12 protein-coding genes and 1 tRNA gene are annotated in these 14,814 nt (G+C 29.8%); 6 read left to right on the top strand and 7 right to left on the bottom strand.

Annotation, left to right across the window (positions count from 1 at the left end; translation table 11 throughout):
• The first annotated feature begins 14 nt into the window (after positions 1 to 14).
• The 4 genes from BTO04_RS00065 (at position 15) to BTO04_RS00050 (ending at position 4,436) form a co-directional block, all read left to right on the top strand.
• Positions 15 to 1,628, top strand: a complete 1,614-nt coding sequence (locus BTO04_RS00065) for a CTP synthase (RefSeq protein WP_087565280.1) — start codon at positions 15 to 17, stop codon at positions 1,626 to 1,628.
• Between the two features lie 139 nt (positions 1,629 to 1,767).
• Positions 1,768 to 3,657 carry a membrane protein insertase YidC gene (gene yidC, locus BTO04_RS00060; RefSeq protein WP_087562546.1) on the top strand — a complete coding sequence of 630 codons (1,890 nt, stop codon included), beginning with the start codon at positions 1,768 to 1,770 and terminating at the stop codon, positions 3,655 to 3,657.
• A gap of 196 nt (positions 3,658 to 3,853) precedes the next feature.
• Positions 3,854 to 4,300: a GNAT family N-acetyltransferase gene (locus BTO04_RS00055; RefSeq protein ID WP_087562545.1), complete on the top strand. Its 447-nt coding sequence runs from the start codon at positions 3,854 to 3,856 to the stop codon at positions 4,298 to 4,300.
• Between the two features lie 63 nt (positions 4,301 to 4,363).
• Positions 4,364 to 4,436 (top strand) — tRNA-Gly (locus BTO04_RS00050).
• A 38-nt stretch (positions 4,437 to 4,474) separates the two neighbouring features.
• Here BTO04_RS00050 and BTO04_RS00045 read toward each other — a convergent pair.
• The gene (locus BTO04_RS00045) at positions 4,475 to 5,131 is read right to left on the bottom strand and encodes a rhomboid family intramembrane serine protease (RefSeq protein WP_087562544.1); all 657 of its coding nucleotides are present in this window, start codon (positions 5,129 to 5,131) and stop codon (positions 4,475 to 4,477) included.
• 86 nt (positions 5,132 to 5,217) lie between these two features.
• On the opposite strand from BTO04_RS00045, the gene BTO04_RS00040 reads away from it, so the two are divergent.
• Positions 5,218 to 6,108: a lysophospholipid acyltransferase family protein gene (locus BTO04_RS00040; protein ID WP_087562543.1), complete on the top strand. Its 891-nt coding sequence runs from the start codon at positions 5,218 to 5,220 to the stop codon at positions 6,106 to 6,108.
• Here BTO04_RS00040 and BTO04_RS00035 read toward each other — a convergent pair whose 3' ends face one another.
• The 4 genes from BTO04_RS00035 to rpsA all read right to left on the bottom strand — a co-directional run bounded on the left by BTO04_RS00035 (position 6,109) and on the right by rpsA (position 11,994).
• The gene (locus BTO04_RS00035; protein WP_087562542.1) at positions 6,109 to 7,575 is read right to left on the bottom strand and encodes an aminotransferase class V-fold PLP-dependent enzyme; all 1,467 of its coding nucleotides are present in this window, start codon (positions 7,573 to 7,575) and stop codon (positions 6,109 to 6,111) included. It abuts the gene before it with no gap.
• Positions 7,576 to 7,586: 11 nt separating this feature from the next.
• Complete coding sequence (locus BTO04_RS00030) at positions 7,587 to 8,435, bottom strand: hypothetical protein (protein WP_232455915.1); 849 nt, start codon at positions 8,433 to 8,435, stop codon at positions 7,587 to 7,589.
• 9 nt (positions 8,436 to 8,444) lie between these two features.
• On the bottom strand, positions 8,445 to 9,836 hold the full coding sequence (glmM, locus tag BTO04_RS00025) for a phosphoglucosamine mutase (protein WP_087562541.1): 1,392 nt from the start codon (positions 9,834 to 9,836) through the stop codon (positions 8,445 to 8,447).
• A 337-nt stretch (positions 9,837 to 10,173) separates the two neighbouring features.
• Complete coding sequence (gene rpsA / locus BTO04_RS00020; protein ID WP_087562540.1) at positions 10,174 to 11,994, bottom strand: 30S ribosomal protein S1; 1,821 nt, start codon at positions 11,992 to 11,994, stop codon at positions 10,174 to 10,176.
• A gap of 241 nt (positions 11,995 to 12,235) precedes the next feature.
• On the opposite strand from rpsA, the gene BTO04_RS00015 reads away from it, so the two are divergent.
• Positions 12,236 to 12,865, top strand: a complete 630-nt coding sequence (locus tag BTO04_RS00015; RefSeq protein WP_087562539.1) for a 7-carboxy-7-deazaguanine synthase QueE — start codon at positions 12,236 to 12,238, stop codon at positions 12,863 to 12,865.
• A 151-nt stretch (positions 12,866 to 13,016) separates the two neighbouring features.
• On the opposite strand, the gene cmk is transcribed toward BTO04_RS00015, so the two are convergent.
• A complete protein-coding gene (gene cmk / locus BTO04_RS00010) occupies positions 13,017 to 13,706 on the bottom strand; it encodes a (d)CMP kinase (RefSeq protein ID WP_087562538.1) in 690 nt (229 codons plus the stop codon).
• 3 nt (positions 13,707 to 13,709) lie between these two features.
• A complete protein-coding gene (porQ, locus tag BTO04_RS00005) occupies positions 13,710 to 14,735 on the bottom strand; it encodes a type IX secretion system protein PorQ (protein ID WP_087562537.1) in 1,026 nt (341 codons plus the stop codon).
• Positions 14,736 to 14,814 lie beyond the last annotated feature (79 nt).

Genomic DNA, 14,814 nt, shown 5'->3' with positions numbered 1-14,814 from the left:
AACCTAATAATAGCATGCACAACACTAAATACGTTTTTGTAACTGGAGGCGTAACTTCATCACTAGGAAAAGGAATTATTGCCGCTTCTTTAGCTAAACTATTGCAAGAAAGAGGATTTTCTGTAACTATCCAAAAATTAGATCCGTATATTAATATAGATCCAGGTACGCTAAACCCTTATGAACACGGAGAATGTTATGTAACGGATGATGGTGCAGAAACAGATTTAGATCTTGGGCATTATGAGCGTTACTTAAACATTCCAACCAGTCAAGCTAACAATGTTACTACGGGTAGAATCTATCAATCTGTAATAAATAAAGAGCGAAAAGGAGAGTTTTTAGGAAAAACGGTTCAAGTTATCCCTCATATTACTGATGAAATTAAGCGTAGAATTCAGATTTTAGGAGAAACTGGAGATTATGATATTGTAATTACTGAAATTGGTGGAACTGTTGGAGATATAGAATCTTTACCTTATGTAGAGTCTGTTCGTCAATTATTATGGGAAAAAGGTCAAGAAAATGCAATTGTTATTCATTTAACTTTAGTTCCTTATTTAGCTGCTGCAGGAGAATTAAAAACAAAACCTACACAGCACTCTGTAAAAATGTTAATGCAAAGTGGTGTGAGTCCAGATATTTTAGTGTGTAGAACAGAACATGAAATTTCTGATGATATTAAACGTAAACTAGCATTATTTTGTAATGTTAAAAAAGAAGACGTTATACAATCTATAGATGCAGAAACAATTTACGATGTTCCTAACTTAATGTTAGAACAAGGTTTAGATACTGTTGTCTTAAATAAATTAAAGCTTTCTTCTAAAGGTGAACCAGAACTTAAAGTTTGGAATAACTTTTTAAGAAAACATAAAAATCCTAAACATGAAGTAGAGATTGCCTTAATTGGTAAATATATAGAACTACATGATTCTTATAAATCTATAACAGAAGCTTTTATTCATGCAGGTTCTACACATGAAACCAAAGTAAAAGTACGTTGGGTACATTCAGAAAGCTTGACTCCTAAAAATGCTGAGAAAAAACTAAAAGGTGTAAATGGAATTTTAGTGGCGCCTGGTTTTGGAGATAGAGGTATTGAAGGAAAAATTAGAGCTGTAAGATATGCAAGAGAAAATAACATTCCTTTCTTAGGAATTTGTTTAGGAATGCAAATGGCTGTTATTGAATATGCTAGAAATGTTTTAGGCTTAGAGAGTGCGAATTCAACAGAAATGAATAAAAGCGCAAAAGATCCTGTTATTAACTTAATGGAAAGCCAGAAAAATGTTACAGAAAAAGGTGGAACGATGCGTTTAGGTGCTTGGGATTGTACAATTTATAAAAATTCTAAAGCATATAAAGCATATAACCAAGAGTTAATTAGCGAAAGACACAGACATCGATTTGAATTTAATAATGATTATTTATCTCAAATTGAAGCTGCAGGAATGAAAGCTACAGGAATAAACCCTAAAACTGGTTTAGTTGAAGTTGTAGAAATAACTTCTCATCCTTGGTTTATTGGTGTACAATATCATCCAGAATATAAAAGTACGGTGTTAAAACCTCACCCTTTATTTGTCGATTTTATTAAAGCAGCATTGAAACAGTCTAAGAAATAACTAGAATACTAATTGGAATACCTTACAATATAAACTTTAAAGCAGTAAAAACATTAAAAAAACTGCTTTTTCATTACATTTGTCACGTTTTTTAGCAAGATTATTTCTTGAACAGACGACAAATTGACACTATAAAAATATGGAACAAAAAAAATTCGATCTTACTTCCTTTATTGGAATGATTTTATTAGGAGGTATTTTATTATACTGGATGAATACCAACAAACCAGATGAAGAAATTCTAGAAACGACTACAACAGAGCAAATTACAGATTCTTCAAAAGCTTCAAACACTCAAAATACGGTAACAGTAAACAAGCCAGTTTTTGAGAACGATTCTCTTAAACAAGTTGCTTTTACTAATAAATTAGGCGCATTTGCACAAAGTGCAATTAACGGAAAAGAGGGTGTTACGGTATTAGAAAACGACGTTGTAAAATTAACCATAGATAATAAAGGAGGACAAATTGTAGAAGCCTTAATTAAGAATTATAAAACACATGACTCTTTACCTTTATATATGATAAAAGATAAAAATTCTTCTTTTAACATCAATTTCGGAACAACAGATAACAGAATTTTAAATACAAAAGATTTATTTTTTGAAGCTTCTACATCTAAAAACGGAGAGAACAACATTCTTTCTATGAAATTAAAAGTTTCTGATAATCAGTTTTTAGAATACAGATATGAAATGAAACCAAAAGATTACATGGTTAATTTTTCTATTCGTTCTCAAGGTTTAAGTAGTGTTATTAACTCTTCAAATACAATTAATTTAGATTGGTCTTTAGATGGTTACAGACATGAAAAAAGTTTAAAAACAGAGAATACAATGTATTCTTGGTTGTATTATAAAGCAGATAGTGAAGTAGATTATATTAGCCCTGGTAATTCTGAAGTTATAAATGATTTAAACTGGGTTTCTTACAAACAACACTTTTTTAGTTCAAATTTATTAAGTGATACTCCATTCAATAGCGCAACAATTACTTCTACAGATTTAGTTAAAAATGAAGAAATAGATACGGTATTCACAAAACGTTTTGAGTTAAAAACTCCTCTAGCTTTAACAAACGGAGAATTAAATTATAACATGAAATGGTTTTACGGACCAAGTGATTATAATTTACTAAAGACGTATGAAGGAACTGGTTTAGATGAAACTGCAGATTTAGGTTGGGGAATTTTTGGTTTCTTAAACAGAACTGTATTTTACCCTGTATTTAATTTCTTAAAAGGACTTTTATCAAACTACGGATTAATTATTATCTTAATGACCATTGTTGTTCGTTTAATAATGTCTCCACTCGTTTATAAATCTTATTTATCTAGTGCAAAAATGAAGGTGATAAGACCTGAATTAACAGCATTAAATGAAAAATATCCTGGTAAAGACAACGCAATGAAGCGTCAGCAAGAAACCATGGCTATTCAGCGAAAAGCTGGTGTTAGTATGATGTCTGGCTGTATACCTGCAGTATTACAAATGCCTGTATTCTTTGCATTGTTTAAGTTCTTTCCAACAAACTTAGCGTTAAGACAAGAAAGCTTTTTATGGGCGCCAGATTTATCTTCTTATGATACCATCTTTACATTGCCATTTAAGATTCCTTTCTATGGAGATCACGTAAGTTTATTTCCAATTTTAGCTTCTATTGCTATCTTCTTTTACATGAAGATGAACCAAAGTCAGCAAGCAAACATGCAAGCGCCAACACAAGAAGGAATGCCAGATATGGGGAAAATGATGAAGTATATGATTTACTTTTCTCCTATTATGATGTTGTTTTTCTTTAACAACTATGCAAGTAGTTTAAGTTTGTATTACTTTATATCTAATTTATTAACGATAGCAATTATGTTAGTTATTAAAAACTATGTAATTGATGAAGATAAAATTCATGCGCAAATAGAAGAAAACAAAAAACGTCCTGAAAAAACGAAGAGTAAATTCCGTCAAAAAATTGACTCTGCTATGAAACAAGCGCAAGAACAACAAGCGCAACAAAAGAAAGGAAAAAAATAGCAAGTAGCACTTCCTAGTAAATTATAAAAAAAACCGAAACTTTGTTGTTTCGGTTTTTTTATGTTTGAGAGCTATTGTCCTAATATAGTGTTAGAATCAATACGATATATTTTCATTGCTATTCCAGTGTTAAAATCACTATTTCAACTTAAAATATTAAGATACAAACAATATCTTTGCTGAAAATAATTTTGTAATGACAACTACAATTCAGCTTATAAAAAAAGAAGAAATACTTTCTATAATTCCTCTTTTATCAGAATTAAATCAAAAAACACCAAAGGATTTACTTGAAAAACGTGTTCTAGAAATGTCTGAACACACAAATTATGAATGTGTAGGCATGTTTGTTGATGGCACCTTAGTTGGCATTACTGGTCTTTGGTATACAACAAGACATTATATTGGAAAATCTGCAGAGCCAGATCATGTAATTATAGATGATAATTTTCGCGGACAAAACCTTGGTAAACAATTTTTTAGATGGATTGATAAACATGTAAAAAATAATGGTTGCGAAGCAATTGAACTAAATGCATATCTGAGCAACCCAAAATCTCATAAATTTTATTATAATGAAGGCTATAATATTTACGGATTTCACTTTTTAAAAGTGCTAAGAGATGATGAAAAATTTTATTAATTTTTTCATGAAAAAATTGTTGTAGAACTAAAAAATGATATTATATTTGCAGCTCTTTACCACGCGAAAGTAGCTCAGTTGGTAGAGCGTCAGCCTTCCAAGCTGAATGTCGCCAGTTCGAACCTGGTCTTTCGCTCAAAAAAAACCGAAACAATTTGTTTCGGTTTTTTTTATTTATATACTTTTCAATTTATCGCCAAAAAGCAGTAATAAAATAATGGGTATTGCTAAAATTATAACCAACATTTTATTATTAGAAAATACCATTGGGTTTAATAATAATGTAAATATAAAACCGCCCATTGCTCCTCCTAAATGGGCTGCATGACCAACGTTTCCTAATTGCTTTTTCATACCATAAATAGAATATAGTAAATACCCTACACCAAAAATATAACCAGGAATAGGTATTGGAATAAAAAAGAGATAAAGCTCCATTTCTGGATATAATAAAATAGAAGCATAAATAATACCTGAAACGGCCCCTGAAGCTCCTACAGAACTATAATAAGGTTCTTTTTTATGGTAATATAAAGTAAACAAACTACCTGCTAATAAGCTTCCAAAATAGATGATTAAAAAATCTGGAATCCCTAAAATTGAAGCAACAATATTTCCAAATAAATATAAAGCATACATATTAAAACCAAGATGCATCCAATCTACATGTAAAAAACCAGAGGTAATTGCTCTTAACTTTTCCCCTGATAAAATTTTACTTACTTGAAACTTATAGGTATCCAAAAAAGAATAATCATTAAACCCTTTCATAGAAACCAATACATTGGCTATAATTATTATTAAAACTGCTTGATTAATATTTTCTATCATCTAACAAACATAACAAAAAAAACAGTTTAGTAATACGATTACATTTTAAATTTATATACGATATTTGCATCACTAAAAACAACTATATGGCATTTGTAGTTTTCGCGCTTACCTATCCCTTTATCTGGATATTTTCTAGACTTCCAATGAGGATTTTATATATAAAATCTGACTTTTTTTATTTCTTAATCTACTACGTATTTGGATATAGAAAAAAAGTTGTCTTTGATAATTTAAAACTTTCTTTTCCAGAAAAATCTGATGAAGAGCTAAAACTAATTTCTAAGAAATTTTTTAAACATTTTACAGATTTATTTATGGAAAGTGTAAAAGCTTTTTCTATCTCTGAAAAAGAAATTTTAAAACGTTATAAATACAGAAACCCAGAACTGGTTAATGAGTTTGCTAAGCAAGGAAGAAATATTGCTTTAGTTGGAGCACATCAAGCAAATTGGGAATGGTCTATAAGTTTATCTTTAGTATTAGATTTACCAGTTTATGGCGCTTATACAAAACTAAATAACAAGTATTTTGAAAAGGCTGTTAGAGAATCTAGAGAAAAATTCGGAATAAATGGTTATAAAACTTCAGATACTGTTAGAGGTATGCAGCAAAATTTTAACAATAAAAAACAAGGAGCCTATATTTTATTAAGTGACCAATCTCCACAACCTCATAAAACGTATTATTGGAAAGAGTTTTTTGGCATAAAAGTTCCTATTCATACTGGTGCAGAAATGTTATCTAAAAGGTTTGATTTAGTTGTTATTAACTATGTAACCAGAAAAATTAAAAGAGGCTATTATGAAACAGAATTTCAGCTAATAACAGATAAGCCCAAAGAGTTTGATAACTATAAAATAACTGACCAATATTTGACCCTCACAGAAGAAAATATAAAAATGCAACCAGAACTGTATTTATGGTCTCATAAGCGTTTTAAGCACAGAGACAAAGTGCCAAAAGAGTTTCAATAATTACAGTTGAAACCAAGAATCTACCAAGTCTTTTTCTATTGACTTTACTGTTTTATGAGTATAATCATTCTTTATAGAATTATATTCATAATCAGTAGACCATTCTTCTATATTTTCTGATAATTCTTTTAGCGATTTACAAATAAATTCTAATTCTTCAGAACTAATTGTTGGATGAATTGATAAACGAACCCAACCTGGTTTTTCTGTATTGCAACCATGTAAGATTTCATTTTTTATTCTATTTGAAGTTTCTTGATCTACATTTAATAAAAAGTGACCATAAGTTCCTGCACAAGAACATCCTCCTCTTGTTTGAATTCCAAATCGATCATTTAATAATTTTACAACTAAATTAAAATGATATTTTTTAAAATAGAAAGAAAAAATACTTAATCTTTCTTTATGATCTGGAGCTAAAATATTTACATCTGGTAAACTTTCTAGTGTTTTAAATATTATTTTATTTATTTCTTCTTCTCTTTTTCTGATATTTTCTACACCCATTTTCTCTTTTAACTGAATAGCTAAAGCAATTTTTATGGTCTGTAAAAAAGCAGGAGTTCCTCCATCCTCTCTAGTTTCAACATCATCAAAATAATCATGTCCACCCCAAGGGTTTGTGTAACTTACAGTTCCTCCTCCAGGATTATCTGGTACAATATTTTTGTATAATTTCTTATTAAAAATTAACACTCCAGAACTACCTGGTCCTCCTAAAAATTTATGTGGAGAAAAGAAAATTGCATCTAAATATTCATCTTCTTCCTTTGGGTGCATATCAATAGCTACATAAGGAGCGCAACAAGCAAAATCTACAAAACACAAACCATTATATTTATGAATTAATTTTGCAACTTTATGATACGCTGTTTCTATACCTGTAACATTAGAACAAGAAGTGATAGAAACTATTTTTAATTTTCTATGTTCATGTTTTTTAATACTCTTTTCAAAGTTTTTTAAACAGAGTAAACCTTCTTCATTACAGGGAACAATTTCTACATCTGCAATGGTTTCTAACCATGAAGTTTGGTTAGAATGATGTTCCATATGAGAAATAAAAACAATAGGCTTTAATTCATCAGGAACATTGGTGTATTCTTTTAAGCTATCACAAATTTTTAATCCAAGAATACGCTGAAACTTATTTACAACACCAGTCATTCCTGAACCAGCAGAAATTAAAACATCATTGTTATTTGCATTAACATGTTGTTTAATAATATTTCTAGCTTTATGATAAGCAAGTGTCATGGCAGCTCCAGAAGTTGACGTTTCTGTATGTGTATTTGCAACAAAAGGGCCGAATTTATTTACTAATTTATCTTCAATTGGTCCATATAATCTTCCACTTGCTGTCCAATCTGTATAAACCATTTTTTGCTCTCCATAAGGAGATAAAAATGTTTGATTTATACCAACTATATTTTCTCTAAATTGATTAAAATATTTTTCTAAACTCATTCTTATTTTATTTAAAAGAATCTAAATTTTCCTCCTATTAAAATATTATTTTGGAAAAAATAAAAACTTTGTGATGCTGAATCAGCAGAACTTAACGATGTTTTGATATCTGGCATATTAATATAACCTATTTTATAATCTGTTTGAATATAAAAATGCTTTAAAAAAGTAATATTTAATCCTGCTCCTACAGATATTCCCCATCCAGATAAATGAAAATCATCATGTCTTTCTTTTCCTAATAATGAAGTGTCTGTTCTTGGGTACAAAACCCCTGTACCAAAACCTTCTGTCAAATTTAATTGTAAATTTTCTAGGTCTAAACCAAACCAATGATCAATATTATCAAAACGTTTTACTTCTACATTTAAGTAGTTTAAACCGTCTGTATGTTCAAACCTAAGAAAATCAGCGGCTAATTGAATCTCTTGACCGGTATAAGTGCCATCGTATTTAGTATTTCCAATATTAATAGCACCATTAATAGTTACGTTTTGATCTGCAATCATTACATATTTCATATGGTCTACACCAATAGAAACCGTATAGTTTTCTTTAAAAAAATAACCAATTCTATAATTGGTTTGCGGAATAGATATATTAGAAGGTTTAAAATAATTAGTGAAGGAAAATTTTGTTTGTCGATCTTGAGCTCTTACTTCAGATAACGTAAAATCATAGTCTTCTCCTTTAAACCGAATGTCTGAATTGGTGTAACTTGCCCAATTCCATCCCCAATAAAGAAAAAACTTTCCTTTATTTATTACTTTCTTCTTTTGATGTATTGCATCTTTTTCTTGCCCAATTATGGATAAAATGCTAAAAATAAAAATCAGTAGAAATAGTATTCTTGTTTTCAATGGTTCTAATTACTTAATTATTTGTTTAATTTCTCCAATAAACCTTACTGCCAAATCATCTGCTGCTTTTTGAGATTTTGCTTCTGTATAAATTCTGATAATTGGTTCTGTATTTGATTTACGTAAGTGAATCCATTCATCTGCAAAATCAATTTTTACACCATCAATAGTATTCACATCTTCATTTTTATATTTAGAAGCCATGGTTTCTAAAATATTGTCAACATCTATTTCTGGAGTTAATTGAATCTTATTTTTGCTCATAAAATAACTTGGATAAGAAGCCCTTAATGCTGCACAAGATATTTTTTTATTTGCTAAGTGCGATAAAAATAAAGCGACACCAACTAAAGAATCTCTACCATAATGCGATGCTGGATATATAATTCCGCCATTTCCTTCTCCACCAATTACAGTATTGGTTTCTTTCATTTTAATCACCACATTTACTTCACCAACTGCACTTGCAGTGTAAGTACCACCATGTTTTTGTGTAACATCTCTTAATGCCCTTGAAGAAGATAGGTTTGAAACTGTATTTCCACCACCCAATTTTCCTAAAACATAATCTGCACAAGCAACTAAAGTATATTCTTCACCAAACATAGAACCGTCTTCAGAAACTAAAGCAAGTCTATCTACATCTGGGTCAACTACAATTCCTAAATCTGCTTTTTCTTTAACAACTAATTCAGAAATATCTGTTAAGTGTTCTTTTAAAGGTTCTGGATTATGAGGAAACTCACCATTTGGAGTGCAATATAATTCTACACATGCTACATTTAATTCTTTTAATAAAGCAGGAATAAAAATTCCTCCTGTAGAATTTACACCATCTACAACAACTTTAAAATTTGCTTTTTTAATTGCTTCAACATCTACTAATTCTAAATTTAAAACTGCTTGAACATGCTTTTCTAAATAAGTAGCATCTTTTGTATAAGAACCTAAATCATCTACATCTGCAAAAGAGAAATCTTCACTTTCTGCTAATTCAAGTATTAACTCACCTTCTGCTCCATTTAAAAACTCTCCTTTTTCATTTAATAACTTCAATGCATTCCATTGTTTAGGATTGTGTGAAGCTGTTATAATAATTCCTCCATGGGCATTTTCTAAAGGCACAGCAACTTCTACTGTTGGTGTTGTAGACAAGCCTAAATCAACAACATGTATACCTAAACCAACCAATGTATTAGCAACCAAACTACTTATCATTTTACCAGAAATACGAGCATCTCTACCTATAACAACTGTTACATTATCCTTTCCTTTATTTCTATCTAGAATAAAAGCGCCATAAGCAGAAGCAAACTTTACAGCATCTATTGGTGTTAAGTTATCACCTGTGTTTCCTCCAATGGTTCCTCTAATTCCTGATATTGATTTTATTAATGTCATATGTCTTTTTATAATAAGAGCAAATATAATTTATTGAATTGTAAAATCAATTAAAAATAAAATATTACTAAATTTAAGCACTAATTTGCGTTAGGGATTGAAGTGGAAATCCTTTTTATGCTGAACTTGTTTCAGCTTAAAAAGATTGAAACAAAAAGCCCGACCTTTAGGGAACGCCCAAATAGTAAAATTTAAAATTTAATAATATAAAAAACGTAAAGAAAACTTCTTATCGTAGTAAAAGAAAGATTCTGAAATAAATTCAGAACAAGAAAAAGCCGATGCAAATAGCATCGGCTTTTAAGATATTATAAATATCGACTTGTTTTAAAAAGAATTATTTCTTCTTAGTACCAGCTTCCATTTTCTTTTTAAGATCTGCAAGACCACCAATATCACCTAAAGTAGTTTTTTCTGCTTCAGCTGCTTTTTTAGTAGCTACTTTTACATTTCTCTTTTCTTCTGCTCTAAAGATAGAAGTATGAGAAACTACAACTCTTCTGTATTCTTTAGAAAATTCTAAAACTACAAATTCTACTGTATCTCCTTTATCTAATTTAGAAGCGTCTTCTTTTTCTAAGAAACGAGTTGGTGCAAATCCTTCTACTCCATTAGCAAAAGTTACTACTGCTCCTTTATCGTTTTTCTCTTTAATCGTTCCTTCATGCTTAGAATCGATTGCAAATGTAGTTTCATGCTCATCCCAAGGGTTATCTTGAGTTTGTTTATGACCTAAATTTAACTTTCTGTTCTCAACATCTAATTCTAAAACTTGAACTTCTAATTTATCACCAACAGATACAAAATCTGAAGGATGCTTAATTTTCTTAGTCCAAGATAAATCAGAAATATAAACTAAACCATCAATTCCTTCTTCTAATTCTACAAATACACCAAAGTTTGTGTAATTTCTTACAGTACCAGTGTGCGTAGAACCTACAGGATATTTAGTTATAATATCTGTCCAAGGATCTGGATGTAATTGTTTAATACCTAAAGACATTTTTCTGTCTTCTCTGTCTAAAGTTAAAATTTGAGCTTCAACTTTATCTCCAACTTTTACGAAATCTTGTGCAGAACGTAAATGCGTAGACCAAGACATTTCAGAAACGTGAATTAACCCTTCTACTCCTTGTTCAACTTCTACAAATGCTCCATAATCAGCTAAAACAACAACTTCACCAGTTACTTTATCACCAACTTTTAAATCAGTATTTAAAGCTTCCCAAGGATGCGCAGATAATTGTTTTAATCCTAATTGAATTCTAGATTTATTATCATCAAAGTCTAAAATTACAACGTTTAATTTTTGATCTAATTCTACAACTTCGTTTGGATGATTAATTCTTGACCAAGATAAATCTGTGATATGAACTAATCCATCAACTCCACCTAAATCAACAAATACACCGTAAGAAGTAATATTTTTAACAATACCTTCTAATACTTGTCCTTTTTCTAATTGACCAATAATTTCTTTTTTCTGTAATTCAATATCAGCTTCAATAAGAGCTTTATGAGATACAACAACGTTTTTAAATTCGTGGTTGATTTTAACAACTTTGAATTCCATTGTTTTCTCAACATATTGATCGTAATCTCTAATTGGTTTAACATCAATTTGAGAACCTGGTAAGAATGCTTCGATTCCGAAAACATCTACAATCATACCACCTCTAGTTCTACATTTAACAAAACCATTAACTACTTCACCAGTTTCATGAGCATTGTTAACACGTTCCCATGCTTTAATTACTCTTGCTTTTTTGTGAGATAATACTAATTGACCAGAAGAATCTTCTCTTTTGTCTACTAATACTTCTACTTTATCACCTTCTGCTAAAGCTGGATTGTAACGAAATTCGTTTAAAGAAATAACTCCTTCAGACTTAGAGTTGATATCGATGATTGCATCTCTATCACTAATTCTGATGATTGTTCCTTCGATAACATCACGTTCGTTTACAAAACCTACAGTTCCTTCTAACGCTTTTTCGAATTCTACTAATTTAGTTTCATCAACAGCGTCAATACCTTCTTCGTATCTGTGCCAGTTAAAATCAGCTAAAAATTGTTCTGGATTTACAGTTTCTACAACTGTTTCTTGTACTTCAGCAGCAACTACTTGCTCTTCAGTGTTTTTTGTTTCTTCAGACATTTCTGAAAATAATTTTGTATCTCATTGTTTTACAGATTTTTAACGAATAAAACGCAAAGAGTTGTTTTTATAAATTGTTTTATCAAAATCCTTTCTTAAATCTGTTATCGTAAAAAGGAGTGCAAATCTACAAAAATCATTTGATTATTAAGTAATTAGAATTAATTAATTATTCTTTTTTAGTTGATTTACAAAAAACTACCTTTGCACTCGAAAATTTCTATAGGTAGATAAAATAATGATGGATAACAAGACAAGAAATTTAGTAGATAAAGGTATTATGCTTCCTTTAATGGAAGAGTTTTATACAATTCAAGGTGAAGGGGCTCACACAGGAACTGCTGCTTATTTTATTAGAGTTGGTGGTTGTGATGTTGGTTGTCACTGGTGCGACGTTAAAGAAAGTTGGAATGCAGATTTACATCCACCAACATTGACAGAAACTATTGTAGATAATGTAAAGAAATATGCTACAACTGTTGTTATTACTGGTGGAGAGCCTTTAATGTGGTCTATGGATTATATTACAAATTTACTTCAAGAAAATAATATAAAAACGCATATAGAAACTTCTGGAGCCTATTCCTTTTCAGGAAAATGGGATTGGTTTTGTCTTTCTCCAAAGAAAAATAAATTGCCTTTAGACGAAGTTTATAGAGAAGCAAATGAACTAAAAATGATTATTCATAATCAATCTGACTTTATTTTTGCAGAAGAGCAAGCTGCCAAAGTAGGTGAAAAATGTCAACTTTTTTTACAACCAGAATGGAGTAAAAAAGAGAAAATGACAGCCCAAATAGTTGGTTATGTAATGGAAAATCCAAAATGGAAAATATCACTTCAGACACATAAGTATTTAAATATACCTTAATGGTATAGTCTCTTATTTTCTTTGTAGCTATTTCCTGCTTTACACTATATATTTTAATGCTGAATTTAGTTCAGCATTAAAAGGTTAAAAATATCAACAGATATTTGAATGGTTCCAATCAGAGCTAAGCATATTTATAAATTTTCGACAATTAAGTTATTCTTCTTTCTACTAAAGCACAAATTCTATCAAACTGTTCTTTAATTCCCATATCAGAATTATCAAACTCAATGGCATCATCAGCTTTAACTAAAGGAGAATCTTCTCTTGTAGAGTCAATTCTATCTCGTTCTTGAACATTAAAAAGAATATCATCAAAACTAATATTATCTCCTCTATCAATCAATTCTTTATACCTTCTTGTAGCTCTTTTATCGGCAGAAGCTGTCATAAATAATTTAAGTTCAGCGTTAGGAAAAACTACAGTTCCAATATCTCTTCCGTCCATTACAATTCCACTTTTATTTCCCATTAATTGTTGTTCAGCAACAAGTTTTTTTCTGATTTCAGATATTTCAGAAACTTTACTTACTAATTGAGAAACTTCAAGAGTTCTAATTTCTTTTTCAACATTAAGGTTATTCAAAAACATTTCGGCAAAGCCCAATTTTTTATTAATTTTAAACGAAAGTGAAATGTTTTTTAAACTTGAAACAAGCAATTCTTTTTCTAAAAAGTCTTTACCAACAAGATTGTTATTCATTGCAAATAACGTAACAGCTCTATACATAGCACCAGTATCTACATAAATATAATTGTATGTATTAGCTAATAATTTAGCAATAGTACTTTTACCTGTTGATGAAAACCCATCAATTGCAATAATAATTTTTTTTTTCATATATTAATATCTTCTATCTAAATCTATTTGTAAACTAAAAGTACTCACGTTTGCTGCAGAATGAAATTTAGAATATGCATAATTCAATTTAAGTTTATTCATTTTTAGACCAAAACCAAAAGAAATTCCACTAAAAGTTCTAACATTTTGTAACTTTAATTCTGCGGCTCTTCTAAAATTATAACCTAACCTTAAATTAATAGCACTTTCAGGAAATAATTCTGCTCCAACAACAAAATGTCTGAATGCATTCCCTATAAAACCAATACGTTCTTCTGTAACATTTCCTTCTAAATCTGTAGTTTCATCTGAAGGGTTAGGTACAGAAACATTCCATTGCTGTAAATTATCTAAAGTCAAATACCATTTTAAAGGAACATGTTCTAATTGATATGATGCGCCCAATGCCAATTTAAAGGGCAGCTTTTCAACTTCACCATTAAAAGATTTTATTTGAGTTCCAGCATTTCGTGCTACCAAAGTAAAAGAAAATGTTTTGTAAGGATTGTAATACATAATTCCGATATCTGTAGCAATACCAATTGAGGAATAATTACTAATATTTGAATTTATGAACTTCATATTGGTCCCTAAATAGAAGTGTTTCCAAGGAAGATTAAAAGAATATCCTATGGAAATCGCAATATCATTGGCACTAAAATTACCATTTTCATTTCCCTGCTCATCCGCACCAACTAGAGTACCATAATCTAAATATTTTATACTCCCATGTAAAGTTCCAAATCTTCTTGTAAGCTGTTTTGCAAAAGAAATAGATCCCACATTAATACCTGCTAAAAAACTAGCATAATTAACAGATATTTTATTATCAATATCTTGATTAATAGTAGCAGGATTCCAAATTGGTTGATTTACATCATCCATAAGCGTTAATACTTCACCCCCTAGAGCAATTTGTCTAGCAGAAGTAGATAAATTTAAAAATTGATATATACTTTCACCACCAACTTGCGCATTATTACAAATTGAGTAGAGAGAAAATATAATAAACCAATAATTTTTTTTCATATTATTACAAATTAACAAAGTATAACTGAATAACGAAAATTAAACAGAATATTTCATTTTACAATATTCTTTTTAAAAA

Origin of the sequence: Polaribacter sp. SA4-10 (assembly GCF_002163835.1) — a bacterium.
In the GTDB taxonomy this organism is placed as follows: Bacteria; Bacteroidota; Bacteroidia; order Flavobacteriales; family Flavobacteriaceae; genus Polaribacter.
The sequence above is the reverse complement of the archived record's forward strand: the minus strand, read 5'-3'. Positions and strand labels throughout refer to the sequence as shown.